The following is an 18,059-nucleotide window of genomic DNA, read 5'->3' as shown; positions in this document are numbered from 1 at the left end:
CGCTACAGCCCAGCCAGCCGGACGAAGTCGGCGACGGAGAGCTTCTCCCCGCGCAGCTGCGGGTCGATCCCGGCGGCGTGCAGCGCCGCTTCGGCGGCGGCCCCGCCGCCGTAGTGGCCGGACAGTGCGGCACGGAGGGTTTTGCGGCGCTGGGCAAAGGCGGCGTCGATAAGCGGCCACACGCGGGCCCGGGATTCTTCCGTGATCGGCCACGGCGGATTGACGTAGCGATCGATGCGGACCAGTCCCGATTCGATCTTTGGGGCGGGCCAGAAGACGCTTTTGCCGATGGCCCCGGCGCGCTTGACATCGCCATAGAAGGCGGCTTTGACGCTGGGCACGCCGTAGATTTTGGAACCTGGGGTGGCCGCGAGGCGATCGGCGACCTCGGCCTGGACCATGACGAGGACGCGGCGGATCGACGGAAAAGTCGCCAGAAGGTGCAGCAACACCGGGACCGAGACGTTGTACGGGAGGTTGGCCACCAGGGCGGTCGGTTCCTGCAGGTCATCGGCGGTGATTTTGAGGGCATCCCGGCCGACGATGGTCAGGCGTGAGGCGTAGGGGGCCGCGCGCCAGGCCACGGTGTGTGGGAGCTCGGCGGCGAGGCGATCGTCGATCTCCACGGCGGTGACCCTGTCCGCGGTATCCAGCAACGCCAGGGTCAGTGATCCCAGGCCGGGGCCAACCTCGACGACGTGATCGCTGGGGTCCAGGTCCGCGGCCGCGACGATGCGGCGCACCGTATTCGGATCGTGCACGAAGTTCTGGCCGAGCTTCTTCGTCGGGGTGACGTTGAGCTTCTCCGCCAGAGTGCGGATCTCCACGGGGCCGAGGAGGTCGGCGGGCTGCGCGCTGCTGGAGGTCATAGAGACCAATCTAGTGCACGCCTTAGGCGGCTTAACGCAGGCCCATGCGGGACGTACACGCGGGCCACGCGCCCCAACCCTGGGAGGCCTGCACCTTCGAGGCGATCTCGATCTGCTGCTCGCGGGTGGCCTGGTCGGCCGTCGCCGCATACTGGCCGCCGCCGTGGGCAGTCCAGGTGGAGGCGGAGAACTGCAGGCCGCCGTAGTAGCCATTGCCGGTGTTGATGGACCAGTTGCCGCCGGCCTCGCACTGCGCGAGGGTGTCCCACACGGAGCCGGACGCCACCGACGGAGCGGCCTTGGTGCCACGGGAGATGGTCGCCGGGGTCGACGGGGTGATGTCGACCTCCTTGATGATGTCCCGGGCGGTCTCCACGCCATTGACCGTGGTGATGCGGTGGGTGGTCTCCCGCACGCCCGGCACGGCCGGGGTGATGACGGTTTCCTTACCTTCCGCGGTCTGCGGATCATCGATGTAATGCGGCTCGGCTTCGTAATCGCCGGTCTCCGTGGATTCGGTGATATCGATCCGCTGGACATCCACCTTGAGGTTATTACTCACCGGGGTATCCAGTGCCGGGCTTACCTGATCGTGCTTACCCAGGGTGATGCCGCGGGCCGCGAGCAAATCCTTGACGGTAGCGGCTGCCACCTCGGTGTAGACGGTCTGGCCGCCATCAGTGACCGAGACAATCTTCGGGGTGGTGACCTCGACGCGCATCTGATCGGTCAGCCGGGCATCAGCATTGTCCACGTGAGCGGCCGGGGTGACCCCGTCGAGCTCGCCAATGAGGTCCTGCACCGTCAGCGCGGTGGAGGTGACCTCGGTTTGCTTGCCATCGATGACCACGGCGACGGGCTTCGCGGTACGAACAGTGATGGTTTCCCCCTTGGCCAGCGATTCGCTGGGGGCAGGGTAAACAAGATCCTGACCATTGATGGTGACCCCGGCAGCATCCAGAGCGCCGGCCACGTCGCGGGACAAGGTGGTCAGCTCGGTGCGGTCACCGTTGACATCCACCACGACGTCCTTGGCCATCGCGGCGGTGGTGATGCCACCGACGGCCAGCACGCCGACAACGCCGCCGGCTGCAATGCGAGCGGGCAGAGAGATGGTCAAGGGGTTGAGGCGCTTGATCTGGTTGTTGTTATGAAGACCCATGGGGAAAATTCAGTCTCGTTTTCTCAGTCGTGTTTTCTCACTGTGGAAAATCGGCCAATGGTCACAGTACGGTAACATTCGCCGATCGTCCAGTATCATTTCCCGCGCGATACCTCTTGCAACACTCAAGCCACATGCGCACCTAGAGATACACGGTGTCGAAAGTCTCGCTCAGTTCTACCGCTAGTTCCTCCGGCTCCATCCCCCGTGCCTTCGCCACACACAACGCCGTGTGCCCAATGATCGCCGGCTCATTCCGGCCACCCCGGAAGGGCTCCGGCGTCATGTACGGCGCATCCGTCTCGATGAGCAGCTGGCCCCGCGGAGCCAGCCTGGCCGCCTCCCGCAGCTCCTCGTTGCGCTTGAACGTCACGTTGCCCGCGAAACTCAGCACGTAACCACGCGCCAATGCCTCCTCAGCCATGTCCAGTGGCGAAGAAAAGCAATGCAAGATCGTGTGATTGGGCTGCGGGGCATCGGCGAGGACCCGCATGAGCTCCTCATCGGCTTCCCGATTGTGAATCATCAGCGCCTTCCCCGACTCCACCGCCAAGTCAATGTGCCAGCGCAGCGCCTCCTCCTGCACATCGAGCGGCGCCGTCGACTCCGGCTCGTGGCGGATCCAATAGGTATCCAACCCCGTCTCCCCCACCGCCACGCATCGCGGGTCCGCGGCCATGTCCCGCAAGCGCGCCCGAGCTGCCTCGTCGAGTTCCAGTGCCCTCGTCGGATGAATCGCGCACGCGGCAAACACCCGCTCGTTGTGCTGGGCGGCGGCCAGCGCCAACTCGGCCTCCGCCAATCCGTCGCCGACGGTACACAGCTTCTCGACGCCCGCCCCTACCGCCCGCGCCACCATCGCATCCACCTCGTCGGGGGTCCGGGCCCCCGCCGAGGCGAGGTGCGTGTGCGCGTCAACGATCCCCGGGATCGTTTCTGCGGGGATCGGTACTGGACGGGGCTTCTTCTTCGACATGGCTGTCATTGTAGGGATTAGCGTGGGAGCCATGTTCACTGCCAGCGACTGGGTGTTCCACGACCTCACCCGCCCCCTGCACCCAGACCAGGAGCGTTTCCCCACCGACCCGCCAATGACCGTTCGCCCCCTGAGCACCGCCGCTGACGATGGTTTCGAGGTGACGTCCTACCAGGTGGTCGGGCCCACCGGCACGCACGTGGATGCCCCAGCCCACGTCGTCCCGGGCGGACGCACACTCGAAGGCATTCCCGCATCTCAATCGCTCCTGCCGTTGATCGTCCTCGATTCCCCCGATATCGCGGGTTGGGAGGAACGCCACGGTCGGGTTCCCGCCGGGTGTTTCGCTGCGCTTCGCGGCGGAGGCTGGACCGTGCCCGCGCTGGAAGTCATCCACTCACGCGGCGTCATCGCCATCGGCCACGACACTCTCAACACTGATTCGGCGGATGTCGTCGCCTCAGGCTCTTTCCCTGCCCAACGCTGGTGGCTGGAGCATGACCATTGGCAGATCGAGAACCTCCGCCCCCTCACGGGCTTGCCCACCATCGGCGCCTGGATCATGGTCACCTGGCCCTTGCCCGCCGGTGGTTCCGCCTTCCCGGCGCGCGTCATCGCCCTAACCCCGGCTGGCCAGGGCGAGAGGTAGCACCACCTGCCCGGTGATTCTGGCGAGGGCTTCGCCCGCCACCGTCACGGACCACCCGGTGTCCACCAGGTCCGTGACCAGCAGGATCGGGCCATCCACGGTGGGTAGGCCCGTGAAGTCCCAGTGCTCCAGGAGGCCTTTCACCCGATAGGCAGAGTTCTGCGCGGTGACTTCTCCCGTGCCGGGGCGCACGGGCAGCGTACCCACGAAGGCCATCCGGCCCACCCCGGCGACCGCTTCCGCCAGAGCCGTCACCTGAGCTGTGGCCTCCGGATCGACTGTGCCAAGCGCAATGACGCTGGTGGGCCGTTGATTCCAATCCCATTCAGCCAACACAGCAACGATTCGGGGCAACCACGTGTCTTCTTGCCACGGTGACGTCGGCCGCCACGCTTTGTCGCCGAGCAACTCTCTCAATGCCGGGCCACGAGCGATGTCATTGAGGCGACCGAGTGCTCGACCGGGCTCGACGCCGTGAATCTTGCCCTTGACGCTGATGCCGGTCGGCCATTGTTTGCGCTGGGTCAGTCGCACTCCCGGCGCGGTGAGTCGGGTGGACACCCGGCTAGCCACGGAGGCATCGACGCCCGTGTCCCAGGCCTGGCCCGTGCAGTTGTCACAGCGGCCGCAGTTACTAGTCGCAGTGACGTCATCCAGTTGGCGGCGCAGGAAGAGCAAGCGACAGCCAGAAGTGCGCTGGTATTCCATCATGGCGTTTTGCTCGGCAGTGCGGGCGGCAGCCAGACCTTGGTAGCGTGCGGCATCGTAGGTCCACGGTTGGCCGGTGGACACCCAACCGCCCCGGACCCGGTTGACCGCGCCATCGACGTCGAGGACCTTTAGCACTTGGTCGAGGCGAGAACGACTGAGATCTACCTGGCTTTCCAGTCGGATCGTCGACTGCGGCTCATCCCCTAGTACCGAGAGGAGCTGCTGAACCGTCTGCTCTTCGGGGAATGACACGGAGGCAAAGTAGCGCCAGATGTCGCGGTCTTCCGCACCGGGGAGGAGGATGACGTCGGCTCGGTCCGTGCCTCGGCCGGCGCGGCCAATCTGCTGGTAGTAGGACACCGGGGAGCTCGGTGCCCCGACGTGGACGACGAATCCCAGATCCGGTTTATCAAACCCCATGCCCAGCGCCGACGTGGCCACCAACGCCTTGAGCTCATTGGCTATCAGCGCCTGCTCCAAGCGCTCCCGCTCCCCCGCCTCTGTTCGGCCGGTGTACGCGGCGACGTTCCAGCCAGCGGCGTCGAGAGCTTCCGCCAGGTCTTCAGCCGCGGCGACCGTCAGGCAATAGATGACGCCGGAGCCTTCGAGTTCGCTCAGGTGCGTGGCCAGCCAGGCCGGGCGTTGGGTCGAATCATCCAGCTGGACCACAGATAAGTGCAGCGACTCTCTGTCCAACCCGCCCCGCAGCAGACCGGTCTCCGCTCCCAGCTGGGCCTGGACATCGGCGACCACGCGGTCGTTGGCCGTCGCCGTCGTGGCTAACACCGGCACTCCTTCCGGGAGCTCGGTCAAGAGCGTGCGGATGCGCCGATAATCCGGGCGGAAATCATGCCCCCAGTCCGAGATACAGTGCGCCTCATCCACGACTACCATGCCCACGGTGTGGGCGATGTGGGGCAGAACCTCCTCGCGGAAGCCGGGGTTGTTCAGCCGCTCCGGCGAGATAAGCAGGACATCGACCTCACCCGACACCACCTGGGCTTGGATCTCCTCCCATTCAGTCATGTTCGCGCTGTTGAGGGTGGCGGCGACGATCCCCGCTTTTCCTGCCGCCTCCACCTGGTTGCGCATGAGCGCCAACAGCGGGGAGATGATGAGCGTTGGACCCCTCCCCGCCTCCCGCAGCAATTTCGCCGCGATGAAGTACACCGCCGACTTGCCCCAGCCCGTTCGTTGCACCACGAGCATCCGCCGCCGCTGCTCGACGAGTGCTTGGATGGCCGTCCACTGATCATCGCGCAAGTGGGCGCCCTGCCCCGCGATGCCGACGAGCAGTTCGTTTGCTGTACCCCGAGTAAGCTCCATGGACTACACGCTAGACGATGCCCCCGACATTAGCCCTGAGCTGCTAATTCATCATCGATGAACCCACGCCGCGCGGCCCGGAAACCAGCCGCACCCATGAGCGCACACAAGGCCGCGAGCACAGGGAGAATGAGGTCCCAGCCGCCCAGCGCCTCACGCGCCATGCCCACTGCGAAGGGGCCGACGGCAGCGATGAGATAGCCGACTGGTTGGACAAATCCGGAGAGCCGGGCCGTGACCATGGGGACCCGACTGCGGGCGGGGATGAGCGCGATGGCCATCGGGAAGGAGAAGCCACCTACGCCGAGGAGCACTGACCAAACCAAGGGGGCAGCCGTGGCATCCCACCACAGTCCGAGGTATCCCAAGGCCATGAGGACGGCGAAGAGGATCGGTAGCCACTGAATGTTGCGCCACCGGTCAATCACCACGGGCATGACCAGCCCGCCGAGGATCCCGCAGCCAGCGGTGATGGCGAGGGCCACGCTCGCTGCGTTCGTGCTTGCCCCACTATCGACGAGGATTTTGGGCAGCCACCCCATCTGGATGTAGGCATTCATCGACTGCAGCCCGAAAAAGAACATGAGGTAGACGGCCGTGGGAGCGCGCCAGAGGGAGATTGGTTTCGCCCGTCCAGCCTCCGACAGATCCACCGCACCTGAGCGGGGTACGTCGCGCCCCACCTTCGGCAGGAAGACCAGCCACACCAACAGCTGCACTGCGGCGGGAATGACCCAGAGGACCAGGGCCCAGCGGAAGTCGAAACCCCACAGCGCGGTCAGCGGCCCCAGGGCACCGGACAAGCCGAGAACCGAGCCGTAGATCGTCATGAGCGCCACGATGTGCCGGCCACCGTGGTTTTTGATCCAGGCTGGCAGCAACACGTTGCCCAGCGCGATGCCCACGCCAACGCAAGCGGTGAGCAGGATGAACAGGGAAATGGTGCCAATCCACGGGCGCAGGGCCAGGCCCAGCAGCGTGAGGGCCATGCCCAAGCACAGGGTCCGGGTCAAACCCAGCCGCGTGGCCACCGGGACCGCCACGAGCCCGAAGAGGGCAAAGAGGAGGCCGGGGATGGCGGTGATGATGCCGGCGATGGTGCCTCCCGCATGGAAGGCCAGGAGGACGTCGGCAAGCACTGCTCCAAGCGAGGTGATGCCGGCGCGGAGGTTGACTGCCGCGATGAATACCGCGACGAAAAGGAGCGCGGCGGGAAGTGCTTTACGGCTCACCCAAATCAGCTAGCTTTCGCCAAGGATCGGTGCCCACTCCGGGCCGGTCTCGGCGAGCTCGGGATCAAGTTTTTGGATGAGCGGCTTAGGCTTGTCCAGCGGAGTGCCGGCGACGACGTCGATACGCTTCCACACTGCCTGCTGGGCGGTGTAGTCGCCGGTGATGACGGGGTAGGACTGTCCGGCCTCGGGCAGGTCGACGCCGACGAGCTCGACCGGCATGTCATCGGTGACTTCCTCGATCACCGGGGAGGCAGCCCACACGCCATCGCCGCCAAGGGTCTCGTGGACCTGCTGGGCGATGTGCGGCAGGTAGGGGGTGAGCAGGACGTTGCAATCGGAGACGACTTGCAGGGCTGTCCACAAGACGGTGGCCAGGCGCTCGCGCTGGGTCTCGTCCTTGGCCAGCTTCCAGGGCTCTTGCTCAGCGATGTAAGCGTTAGCCTCACCGACGACGTGCATGGCGGCGGTGATTCCGGCTTTGAATTTGGAGGCGGCCAACGCCTCGCCGACGACGTCGAAAGTCGAGGCCGCCAGGTCGAGGATCCTCTGATCCGACTCAGTCAAAGCCCCCGGCGCAGGCACCTCACCGAAATTCTTGTTCGCCATGGCGACGGTGCGGTTAACCAGGTTGCCCCAACCATTGGCCAGCTCGTTGTTCACCCGACGGACGAACTCGTCCCAGGTGAAATCGGTGTCGGTGTTTTCCGGACCGGCGACGGCGATGAAGTAACGCAAGGGGTCGGGCCCGAACTCGGCGAGGAAGTCCTTGACGTAGATAACCACGCCCTTGGAGGAAGAAAACTTCGAGCCGGACATGGTCAGGTACTCGGAGGAGACGACCTCGGTGGGGAGGTTGATTTCGCCGTACTCGTGGAGGGTACCGCCCTTCGATCCCTTGCCGGCGTAACCGAGCAGCTCGGCGGGCCAGATCTGGGAGTGGAAGGTGATGTTGTCCTTGCCCATGAAGTAGTAGCCGGTGGCCTCGGGGTTTTGCCACCACTGCTTCCACGCATCCGGTTGGCCCGTGCGCCACGCCCATTCGATGGAGGCAGACAAGTAGCCGACGACGGCGTCGAACCACACGTAGAGCTTCTTGGCGTTGTTGTCCTGCCAGCCCTCGACCGGGATCGGCACACCCCAGTCAATGTCGCGGGTCATGGCGCGGGGGCGGAGGTCATCGAGGAGGTTGAGGGAGAACTTCAGCACGTTGGGGCGCCAGTCCTCGCGCCCCCGCAGCCACTCGCCCAGCGCCTCCGCCAAGGACGGCAGGTCGAGGAGGAAGTGCTCAGTTTCGACGAACTCCGGGGTCTCACCGTTGATCTTAGACACCGGATTGATCAAGTCGGAGGGGTCGAGCTGGTTGCCGCAGTTGTCGCACTGGTCGCCGCGGGCTTCGGGGTAGTCACAGATCGGGCAAGTGCCCTCGATGTAGCGGTCGGGCAGGGTTCGCCCGGTCGACGGGGAGACCGCACCCTGGGTCGTCTCCTTGATCATGTAACCGTTGTCGTAAAGGCCCTTGAATAGTTCCTGCACCACCGCGTAGTGGTTACGGGTGGTGGTGCGGGTAAACAGATCGTAAGTCAGGCCCAGACCGGCGAGGTCCTCGACGATCTGGCGGTTGTAGCGATCGGCGAGTTCCTTGACGGTCACGCCTTCCTTGTCGGCCTGGACCAACAAGGGGGTGCCGTGCTCGTCCGTGCCGGAGATCATGAGGACCTCGTTGCCCACCATCCGCTGGTAGCGGGCGAAGACATCGGAGGGGACGCCGAAACCGGCGACATGTCCGATGTGGCGGGGGCCGTTTGCATACGGCCAGGCGACGGAGACAAGCACAGATTGGGTCATGTCCTACACCCTATTTCATCGGTTCCCTTTTGTTGATTTTGGCCAGACGCTGCTGACGGCGGGCCTTATTCGCCGCGGCCCGCTGGTGCTCCTGGTGGACCCGGCGCTCGCGCGCGAGGCGGGCCGCAAACTCCTGCTGGGAACGGTAGTCGAGGTAGATGACGTCGTTACGCAGGTCCTTCACCAGCGCCACCATCAAGCCGATGATGACTAGCAGGAAGGGGCTGGCCGCGATGATCGTGATGGACTGCAGGTTGCCCAGGGAATCTTCCGAGGAGGTGAGCATCACCATGCCGATTGCGGCGGTGAGCACGCCCCACAGCGCGGAGACCCAGGGGGTGGCGTTGCTGCGGCCATGCTGGGACAGGGTGCCCATGACGGTCGAGGCGGAGTCTGCGGAGGTGACGAAGAAGGTGCCCAGCAAGATCATGGCCACCACGCCCATGATGGTGCCGCCCGGCAGCTCGTGCAGCAGGTTGAACAGCTGGGAGGGGGCGGAGCCGTCGCCCCAGATGGAGCGACCTTCTTGCTCAAAGGTAATGGCGGTGCCGCCGAGGATGGAGAACCACACGACGGAGACCAGCGAGGGCACGACGAGGACACCGATGGTGAATTCACGGATGGTGCGCCCACGGGAGATGCGTGCCAGGAACATGCCGACGAAGGGCGACCAGGAGATCCACCAGGCCCAGTAGAAGATGGTCCAGGAGTTCAGCCATTCGCCGGCGGTGCCGTCGGCAGATACTCCGGTGCGGCCGGCCATCTCGAAGAATTGCGAGAAGTAGCTGGCCATAGAGGTCGGCATGAGGTTGAGCACGGCGACGGTCGGGCCCATGATGAAGATGAAGATGGCCAGGATGGCCGCGATGACCATGTTGGTGTTGGACAGGTACTGGATGCCCTTGCCCACGCCGGAGAGCGCGGAGACAATGAACGCCAAGGTGAGCACAAGAATGATGCCAATGATCGTCGCGTTGCCCGGATTATCAATGATCCCGGAGGCCGAGAGCCCGGCGCGGATCTGGAGGGCTCCCACGCCCAGGGAGGTGGCGGTACCGAAGACGGTGGCGATGATCGCCAGGATGTCGATGAGCTTGCCCCAGAATCCGCGGGCACCTTTCTCGCCCAACAGCGGGATGAAGGCCGAGGAAATCAGCTGCGGGCGGCCGAGGCGGAAGGTGGAGTACGCGATGGCCAGGCCGACGACCGCGTAAATCGCCCAGGGGTGGAGAGTCCAGTGGAACAGCGAGGTGGCCATGGCGGCACCCACCTCGTGCTCTGATCGTCCTGGCACGCCATCGCGGTAGAAGGTCAGCGGTTCGGTGGCACCATAAAACATCAGGCCGATGCCCATGCCTGCGGCGAACATCATCGCGATCCAAGAGACGGTGCGGAACTCCGGGGCCTCGTCGTTGCCGCCTAGTTTGATCTGCCCGAACTTACTCGCGGCGATGATGATCATAAAGGCCACGAATACGGTGCCGAAGAGCACGAAAGCCCACCCGAGGTTGTTCACCACCAGGCTCAGGGCAGAGGACGCGACGGTGGCGAAGCTATCTGGCCGGAGAAGACCCCACAACACCACCGCGACGATGACGCCCGCAGTGGGAAGAATGATTGCCCAGTCGAAGCTGGGGTTGTCGTCTTCTACTGGCCGATCGACGGCGTCAGAGGTTTCATCCATGCGGTCGCCGATGAGCTCGGCATCCGACATCATCGATGCCAGCTGTTCAGTGGCGGTACTGGGCTCCGCCTGCTCAGGAGTGGTCATGCCTATAACTGTTGAGCATTCGAGGGCATGTCACCAACTAGGCGGACACCTCCACCAACCCTCAAAACAGCGTATCGACGCCGCCGTTACCTCCCCGTGACACGGATCACCACAGGTGAGGCGCGGATTGGCGTCAGGGAAGTCACAAAAGCATAACCATTTCCTTTCGTATGACCTATCGTGCGCTCAGCACAGCCTCATACAGGTCACGGTTGGACACCCCGCGACCGGCCGCCACCTGGCGACACGCCTCCTTCAAGCGCACGCCGTCCGCCACCATCGCTTCCACGACGGGGACGAGCTCCTCCACGCTGACGTCTGCCGCGCTTCCGCCCTCGATGACGACGGTGATCTCACCCTTGACGCCCTCGGCAGCCCACGCCGCCAGCTCCGGGAGGCTACCGCGGCGGACCTCCTCGTAGGTTTTGGTCAGTTCGCGGCATACCGCCACGCGGCGTTGCTCCCCCAAGACATCCGCCGCGAGTTCAAGTGTCTCCGCCAGGCGATGCGGGGATTCGAAGAAGCACACGGCTCTTTCCTCTGTGCGCAGCGATTCCAGCCAGGCCCGGCGCGGGCCACCCTTGCGCGGGGCGAAGCCGTCGAAGATGAATCGTCCCACCGGCAGGCCCGACAGGGCCAGGGCGGTGGGCACGGCCGAAGGGCCGGGCAGGCAGGTGACAGGAACGCCGGCGTTGTGCGCGGCGTCGACAAGCGAGAACCCCGGGTCAGACACCAGGGGCATGCCCGCATCGGTGACGACGAGGACGGTGCCGGTTCGGGCGGCGTCGAGAAGCTGGCGGGCGCGACCGACCTCATTGTGATCGAAGTTGGACACCACCTTGCCCGAGATCTCCACCCCGAGCGCGGCGGCCAGGTTGCGCACGCGGCGGGTGTCCTCCGCGGCAATGACGTCCGCGGTGGCCAGGGCGTGGGTCAGCCGGGGTGAAGCATCGCCAACATTTCCGAGCGGAGTCGCGGCTAGAACCACACCGTGGGGAAGAGATTCGACCTGAGACATGCCTTGTACCTTAGACTCTGTGCCGTGAGCTCCGCCATCGCCGACAGGTACCCCGGCCCCCGGTTTGCGCCTTCGGTGCGCCCCCTTTCGCCCCGCCCACTGGCGTGGACTCGCGAGGACACTTGGTCGGTCCTTTTCATCGGGATTCTCGCCCTGTTTACCCGGTTCGTCGGCTTGACCAGTGCGGTCGCCTCCGGCACTCCCGTCTTCGACGAGAAGCACTACGTCCCGCAGGCGTGGGACATGGTGCGTTCGCAGGTCAACCCGCTCATTGGCGGCATCGAATCCAACCCCGGCTACGGCCTCGTGGTCCACCCCCCGCTGGCCAAGCAGATCATTGCCCTCGGCGAGTGGGTCTTCGGATACACCCCGCTGGGCTGGCGTTTCATGGTCGCACTCTTCGGCGCTGGCACCGTCGTGATGACGATGCTGCTGGTCCGCCCCCTCGCCGGCACCTGGCAGGTTGCCTTCTTCGCTGGCTTGCTCGCTGTGGTGGATGGGGTGTTGCTGGTCAGCTCCCGCTTCGGCATGCTCGACATTTTTCAGGTCTTTTTCATCGTCTCCGCCGCGTGGGCCCTGGCTTGCGACCGGGAGCAAATGCGCGCCCGGATGCACGATGCTTGGAGCCGCGGGATGCTCGGCACCTCGCCCTGGGGGCCGCGCTTGGGCTTTCGCTGGTGGCGTTTTAGCGCCGGAGTTTTCCTCGGGCTCGCCCTCGGGGTGAAATGGTCAGGGCTGTACTACATGGCTTTTTTTGGAATCATGAGCGTCGCCCTCGACTGGGCCCTGCGCCGCCGCTACGGCGTGCGTCGCCCCTTGCGGGGCATGCTGCTTCGCGACGCCCTCCCGGCTTTCGCCTCCCTCGTCATCGTCCCCGTCCTGGCATACTTCTGGTCGTGGCGAGCCTGGTTCGCCTCAGAGACCTCCGTCTACCGCCATGCAGAAAAAGACGGCATCCTGCCTGATTCCCTGGAGTCTTTCCTCTACTACCACCGGACCGTGCTCGAGTTCCATGCCTCCCTGACCACCTCCGGCGGGCATTCCCACCCCTGGGATTCCAAACCGTGGTCCTGGCTCGCAGGCACCCGACCCGTGCTGTACTTCTCCTCCACCGACATTTCCTGCCTGGGCGGCACCTGCCGACGCATGATCTACCTGTTCGGGACGCCCGCCATCTGGTGGCTGACCGTCCCGATCCTGTTGTGGGGCCTATGGAGTCTCGTCATCCGCCGCGACGACCGCTTCCTCATCCCCTTGGTCGCTTTCGCCGCCGGATTTTTTCCCTGGTTAGTGGGTTATGACCGGCAAATGTACTTCTTCTACGCCACCGCCCTGGTGCCCTTCACCATTGCGCTTATTGCCTTAACCCTGGGGCAGCTCCACGGACGGGGCAAGCAGGTGGAATGGCGCTGGCTAAAGATCCTCGCCGGAGGTAGCCTCCAAACTGGCACACTGGCCGTCATCGTCTACCTCGCCACGGCGGTGGCGATGTTCCTCTACTTCTCCCCGATCCTCTACGGCTACCTCATCCCCGACACCTGGTATCACCAGCTCATGTGGCTGCCCAGCTGGAGCTAAATCGGGCGAGCACCCAATTCTCGCCACCCGGTGCGCAGCAACAGGAAGCCGTGGTGCGTTAGCCAGGCCCACATCACAGCCACGAGGGTGAACAGCAACAACACCAAGCCAAGAACCTGGCCCTCGCCGACCGTCCCCAGCACCATGTCACGCACCAAGAAACCGAACTTGAACATCCACAGCGCTGCCATGATCGGCCACACGCCGGAAGCCAGGCGGGGTTTCCACGCCACAGCGAACAACCCGAAGGCAAAAGCAAAGCGCTGAGCAGCCGCATCCACGAGCAAATCCGCGGTCCGTGGATCCGCGCCCACACTCAAGGTAGACCCGTCGGCGGAAACCTGGGTGAGCCCGCCGGCATCGCCGAGCAATTGCACACCCCACACCACCCACGCGACGCCCGCGAGGATAAGCAACGTGCGGGCGACGACGAGTCCCACCGCCCGGGCATTGGCAGTACGACGCCACTCGGGTTCCACCCCCGCGATGATCACCGCCGAAAGATCTGGCGGCGACATACCCCCATCCGCAGGCTCGGCGAAGTTGAGCTGGCGGCTCAACACCAAAGAGTTCTCCCAAAATTCCCGGCACTGCTGGCACCCGGCCACATGCGCATCGACAACATCGTCGCTCAAGGGCGCCGGTTCCCCGTCGATGCGGGCAGACAACGCGGCCTGCACCTGGTCATGGCTAATCACGAACCAACACCCGGTCTAAGCTCGCCCGCCCCGCACCGAACACCACGACCATGCACAGCGCGGCGATGATCACCACGGGGTACTCCACTCCCCCGTCGGCAACGAAAAAGCCTTGGGGCACGTGCACAAACCACAAGGCGGCCGCCATGAGCAGCGCGAGAATGCCAGCCACGAGGGTGGTCAACAACCCCACCACCAGCATCGCCCCACCAAGCAGTTCCACCACCATGACCACGTAGGCCGACAACTTCGGTTGCGGTATCCCCCAGGCACTGAATTGGCCCGTAGTCTCCGTGAGGCCAGTGATGAGCAGCTTGTCCCACCCGTGCGCCACAAACACGGTGCCCAGGACTACGCGCAGCAACAGCAGCGCTGCATCCCTCACAGCCGGTTTATCCATGTGCATAGACTACCCCTAAGCAATCGAAGGAGGACCTCATGGTGGCGTCGACGAACGTGGGGAACCGGGACACCACCGGTGGAGTCCAATAGACCATGACTCACTCACCTGATCTCATCATCGGCCCCGACGGCCTCGCCCGTCCGACGTGGGCGTCCGGCTCCTCCCTTCTCCGCAACTATTACGACACCGAATGGGGCATGCCCGTCCGCTCAGAACAGGGCGTATTCGAACGCCTCTGCCTCGAAGGATTTCAAGCCGGGTTGTCCTGGGAGCTCATCCTGCGTCGACGCGAGAACTTCCGCGCGGCCTTCCACGGATTCGACGTTGACGCGGTGGCGGGTTTTGATAGCACCGAGGTGGACCGTCTCATGGCGGACGCCGGGATCATCCGCAACCGCCGCAAGATCGAGGCCACCGTCCGCAATGCTCAAGCAACGATTGGGCTGCGGGACCGGGAGGGGTTGGCGGAGTTCGTGTGGTCCTATCAACCAGCCAAGACCCCCGCACCCGTCACTGCGGCGGAGGTCCCTTCGCAATCGGCCGAGTCGGTCGCGCTGGCGAAGGCGCTGAAGAAAGAGGGCTTCTCTTTTGTCGGGCCGACGACCATCTACGCGCTCATGGAAGCGATCGGGATCGTGGATACCCACCTGGTGGGATCGTGGAGGCGCGGTTCCTCCGGGGTCTGGGGAGCCCGCGCTAGTTAACCCACGCGGCGGAAGGGACGGCGTCGCGCCGGGGTGACATCGATGTCTTCTTCGAAGTGCGCCTCGGCCACTGGCAGGTACTCGAAATCCGGTGATTCATCATCGAGTTCGAGCACGACAGCACCTGGACGGCGGAGGTTGCGCGGGATGGAAAGCTCTTCGTCGGCGACGTTTCGCACGCCGAGACGGGCGCGGCGCAACTGCTGGATACGGCGGCGACGCAACGCTTCCTCCTGCCGGGTCTGCGTGCGCAGGGCGACCAGGTACACCGCGGTGACCAGGGCGGCAGCGCTCGGGAGGGCCCAGGCCCACCCACCGAGGAAGAACCCGAGAACCAGGGTGACCACGACCGCGGCGATCAAGCCAATGAGGGTGCGCTGGCGGCGCTGGTAACGGGTGGTGGAGTGCTCGGCATCGGCGACGGGATCATAGCCACCACGCCCGCGTCGGCTCTCGGCGAACTCGATTTCTTCGTCGGTGAGGTCGTTCTCTTCGGCCCCCACCTCAAACTCCGCGTCTTCGTCGACCGGCTCTTCGTCGAGTACCTCGACCACCGTGTCATCCGGGTACATCAGGTCAGCCGGCGCGGTGTAGGAATCGTCGTAGGCGTAGGTGGTGTCGTCCTCGTCGTAGTAGAACTCATCCTCCTCCACCGGCTCCTCGACCGAGTCGGGGACGGCTTCCAATTCGTGGACGACGGCGCCGTCGATGATGCCCGGCTCCTCGTCGGCCGAGTCACGGCGGGTGAACATGCCGAGGAAGGGGCGGGAGGGACGGGCATCGTCAAGCAATACGTCTTCGGCGGGGACCTCTTCGTAATCCTCGGAGGACTCCCCCGTGTGCTCGCTGACCTGCGGCAGCTTAGGCCGACGGCGAATGCTGCCGAGGAGCCGACCGGAGCCGCCCTCGTAGAGCACCCGGGTGTCGTCGAAGGCCTCGCCCGCTTTGCGGATGGGCTTTTGACCACGCAAAAGCAGCGGTGCCAGCACAAAGAGCCACACCACGATGATCAGGACAATGATCAGGCTTCCGGACACGCGTCGTGCCACCTTCCTGGGGACGGGGACGTCGAATGTGTCCAGACTAATCCCGCGAACTGCTCTCCCAGCCCTGCCACGCCGCCGTGTCGACCGGCAACTTGGCTTAGAGCAAGCGACCCTGTTCGCGCAGGCGAGAGACGCACGTGCCGCGGTAGTCCTCCCGGTTTTGGGCGACGAGGTGATGGTCTTGCCAACGACCGTCAATGTGCAGGTTGCCGTGGAGGAAACCCGCCTGGCGGAAGCCATTGAGGGCCAGGACTCGGCCGGAAGCGGGATTATCAGGCAAATAGGTCGCCGTCACCCGGTGCAGGCCGATGCGAAGAAAAGCGTGGTCGGTGCCCAAAGCGCAGGCGGCGGTGGCTACCCCGCGGCCCATGAAGGCGGAGTGGACCCAGTAGCCGATCCAACAGTCCGAGATGCTGCCATGCTGAATGCTGCCGAGGGTGACCTGCCCGGCGAACTTTCCCTCCAGCTCGATGGCGAAGGGGACGACCTGGCCACGCTGGGCCGCTGAACGCAGGCCGGTGAGGAAACGCCAGAATGCAGACCGCGAGTGGGCGTCCTCCCAATCCTCGGGCATGGTTGGTTCCACTGGCTTGAGAAAGGCCTCGTCGAGGGTGCGGTACTCGGACCAATCGAGGCCATCTCGACGCATGAGGGGCCGGAGGCGGAGGCGGGAGCCATCCGTCAGCTGCACCAGCGGGGTGGATTCGGGCCAACCGGGGTGGACGAGGTCTCGCGGGCCGGAGCCGGGACGGCTGACGCGGCGATAGGACAAGCCGAGCGGGTCGAGCACTAGCTGCCCTGCGACAAGAACATGACGTCGACGACGTCTCCGGGCCGGATTTCCGTGACCTCTTCCGGCACGCGGATCATGGCGTTGGCCTCAGCGAGGCCGGCGAGCAGATGAGCGGGTGCACCGGTGGCGCCTCCAAGGCCCTCCACCAAATAGTCGTGGGTGTCAGCATCGCGCATGAGCCGGGCCCGGACGAACCCACGTCGGCCTTCCCGGGAGGCGACGTGGTTGACGGCGCGCGCCCGCACGACCCGGCGCTGGGCATTGCGCTTGCCCAGCGACATCCGGATGAGCGGGCGGATGAAGACCTCGAAGGTGACCAGCGCCGAGACCGGGTTCGAGGGCAGCAGGAAGACGGGGATCTGTTCCTCACCGAGCAGTCCAAAGCCTTGGACCGAACCAGGGTGCATGGCCACGCGGGAGGTATCTATGGTCCCGAGCTCCTCGATCACGTGACGGAACATCTCCGAGCCCTGCCCGCCGACCGCCCCGGTGATAACGATGACCTCGCTGCGCAAAATCTGCGCCTCGATGATCTCCTTCAGCCGCCGCGGCTCGCCGATGGCGATACCAACTCGGAAGACGTCGGCGCCCGCCTCTTTGCCTGCTGCGGCGAGAGAATAGGAGTTAACGTCGAAAATCTGGCCCAGGCCCGGGTCTCGGTCAATGTCCACCAGCTCGCGGCCCACCGAAATGACCGACAGGCGCGGACGGGGGTACACCAACACCTTTGAGCGACCCACCGCGGCGAGCAGGCCGATTTGGGCGGGACCAAGCACGGATCCGGCGGTCACCGCCACATCACCGGGCTGGATATCGTCGCCAGCGCGGCGGACAAAATCCCCGGATCGGACCACCCGGTGGGCAGTCACCCGCCTACGTCCGCGGTCGGTCCATTCGAGGGGAAGGACGGCGTCGGCAAGCGTGGGCAAAGGCGCGCCCGTGTGGACGCGCACGGCCTGCTTCGGCTGCAGACGTAGGGGCTGCTGGGAACCGGCCGCGACCTCCCCGACGACGGGGAGGGAACGTTCGATGGGCTCGATGGGTGCCTCGGGATCGGGTTCAGGCACCCCCAGGCCCCGTTCACCCCCGATGTCGACGGCGCGAACGGCATAGCCATCAATGGCCGCCTGCGGGAAACCCGGCAGAGAGCGGGTGGCCTGGACCTCTTCGGCGCACATGAGGCCGAGGGCATCGGCGATCGCAATGCGGACCGGCTCAGGGGAAACCGTGGCCTCGGTGACCAGGGCAAGCTGTTGCTCCACGGAACGCATGGCG

General features: G+C 65.1%; 16 protein-coding genes. 3 read left to right on the top strand and 13 right to left on the bottom strand.

The features are described from left to right. Positions 1-2 precede the first annotated feature (2 nt). From rsmA to CATRI_RS03735, 3 genes are all read right to left on the bottom strand, one after another. Complete coding sequence (gene rsmA / locus CATRI_RS03745; protein WP_290219876.1) at positions 3-869, bottom strand: 16S rRNA (adenine(1518)-N(6)/adenine(1519)-N(6))-dimethyltransferase RsmA; 867 nt, start codon at positions 867-869, stop codon at positions 3-5. Between the two features lie 31 nt (positions 870-900). Further along, a complete protein-coding gene (locus tag CATRI_RS03740) occupies positions 901-2,031 on the bottom strand; it encodes a resuscitation-promoting factor (RefSeq protein WP_290219874.1) in 1,131 nt (376 codons plus the stop codon). Between the two features lie 142 nt (positions 2,032-2,173). Continuing rightward, positions 2,174-3,007, bottom strand: a complete 834-nt coding sequence (locus CATRI_RS03735; protein ID WP_290219871.1) for a TatD family hydrolase — start codon at positions 3,005-3,007, stop codon at positions 2,174-2,176. A gap of 31 nt (positions 3,008-3,038) precedes the next feature. Between CATRI_RS03735 and CATRI_RS03730 the strand changes: the two genes are divergently transcribed. Then, positions 3,039-3,656 (top strand): cyclase family protein, encoded by a 618-nt coding sequence (locus CATRI_RS03730; protein ID WP_290219869.1) that lies wholly within the window; start codon positions 3,039-3,041, stop codon positions 3,654-3,656. Here CATRI_RS03730 and CATRI_RS03725 read toward each other — a convergent pair. The 5 genes from CATRI_RS03725 to rsmI all read right to left on the bottom strand — a co-directional run bounded on the left by CATRI_RS03725 (position 3,627) and on the right by rsmI (position 11,562). Then, positions 3,627-5,693, bottom strand: a complete 2,067-nt coding sequence (locus tag CATRI_RS03725; protein ID WP_290219867.1) for a RecQ family ATP-dependent DNA helicase — start codon at positions 5,691-5,693, stop codon at positions 3,627-3,629. The two genes, CATRI_RS03730 and CATRI_RS03725, sit on opposite strands and share 30 nt — an antisense overlap. Before the next feature lie 29 nt (positions 5,694-5,722). Next, positions 5,723-6,925, bottom strand: coding sequence for an MFS transporter (locus tag CATRI_RS03720; RefSeq protein WP_290219865.1), 1,203 nt, complete (start codon positions 6,923-6,925; stop codon positions 5,723-5,725). A 9-nt stretch (positions 6,926-6,934) separates the two neighbouring features. Next, the gene (gene metG / locus CATRI_RS03715) at positions 6,935-8,773 is read right to left on the bottom strand and encodes a methionine--tRNA ligase (protein WP_290219863.1); all 1,839 of its coding nucleotides are present in this window, start codon (positions 8,771-8,773) and stop codon (positions 6,935-6,937) included. A gap of 10 nt (positions 8,774-8,783) precedes the next feature. Next, complete coding sequence (locus CATRI_RS03710) at positions 8,784-10,544, bottom strand: BCCT family transporter (protein WP_290219862.1); 1,761 nt, start codon at positions 10,542-10,544, stop codon at positions 8,784-8,786. Between the two features lie 175 nt (positions 10,545-10,719). Next, the gene (gene rsmI, locus CATRI_RS03705; protein ID WP_290219859.1) at positions 10,720-11,562 is read right to left on the bottom strand and encodes a 16S rRNA (cytidine(1402)-2'-O)-methyltransferase; all 843 of its coding nucleotides are present in this window, start codon (positions 11,560-11,562) and stop codon (positions 10,720-10,722) included. A 24-nt stretch (positions 11,563-11,586) separates the two neighbouring features. Here rsmI and pmt point away from each other — a divergent pair, with 24 nt between their 5' ends. Next, positions 11,587-13,140 (top strand): protein O-mannosyltransferase, encoded by a 1,554-nt coding sequence (pmt, locus tag CATRI_RS03700; RefSeq protein ID WP_435384182.1) that lies wholly within the window; start codon positions 11,587-11,589, stop codon positions 13,138-13,140. On the opposite strand, the gene CATRI_RS03695 is transcribed toward pmt, so the two are convergent. Together CATRI_RS03695 and CATRI_RS03690 are read right to left on the bottom strand one after the other, a co-directional pair. Continuing rightward, positions 13,137-13,838, bottom strand: coding sequence for a zf-HC2 domain-containing protein (locus CATRI_RS03695; RefSeq protein ID WP_290219858.1), 702 nt, complete (start codon positions 13,836-13,838; stop codon positions 13,137-13,139). The genes pmt and CATRI_RS03695 overlap by 4 nt on opposite strands. Next, positions 13,831-14,238, bottom strand: a complete 408-nt coding sequence (locus CATRI_RS03690; protein WP_290219855.1) for a DoxX family protein — start codon at positions 14,236-14,238, stop codon at positions 13,831-13,833. Before CATRI_RS03690 ends, CATRI_RS03695 begins: the two co-directional genes overlap by 8 nt. Before the next feature lie 95 nt (positions 14,239-14,333). On the opposite strand from CATRI_RS03690, the gene CATRI_RS03685 reads away from it, so the two are divergent. Beyond that, a complete protein-coding gene (locus CATRI_RS03685; protein ID WP_290219853.1) occupies positions 14,334-14,945 on the top strand; it encodes a DNA-3-methyladenine glycosylase I in 612 nt (203 codons plus the stop codon). Here CATRI_RS03685 and sepX read toward each other — a convergent pair. From sepX to glp, 3 genes are all read right to left on the bottom strand, one after another. Next, positions 14,942-15,982 (bottom strand): divisome protein SepX/GlpR, encoded by a 1,041-nt coding sequence (gene sepX / locus CATRI_RS03680; protein ID WP_290219851.1) that lies wholly within the window; start codon positions 15,980-15,982, stop codon positions 14,942-14,944. The genes CATRI_RS03685 and sepX overlap by 4 nt on opposite strands. A 106-nt stretch (positions 15,983-16,088) precedes the next feature. After that, positions 16,089-16,781, bottom strand: a complete 693-nt coding sequence (locus CATRI_RS03675; protein WP_290219849.1) for a GNAT family N-acetyltransferase — start codon at positions 16,779-16,781, stop codon at positions 16,089-16,091. Then, a complete protein-coding gene (gene glp / locus CATRI_RS03670) occupies positions 16,781-18,055 on the bottom strand; it encodes a molybdotransferase-like divisome protein Glp (RefSeq protein ID WP_290219847.1) in 1,275 nt (424 codons plus the stop codon). Before glp ends, CATRI_RS03675 begins: the two co-directional genes overlap by 1 nt. Between the last annotated feature and the right edge of the window lie 4 nt (positions 18,056-18,059).

This window comes from Corynebacterium atrinae (assembly GCF_030408455.1).
Lineage (GTDB): Bacteria > Actinomycetota > Actinomycetes > Mycobacteriales > Mycobacteriaceae > Corynebacterium > Corynebacterium atrinae.
This window is presented reverse-complemented; position numbering and strand designations above follow the sequence as displayed.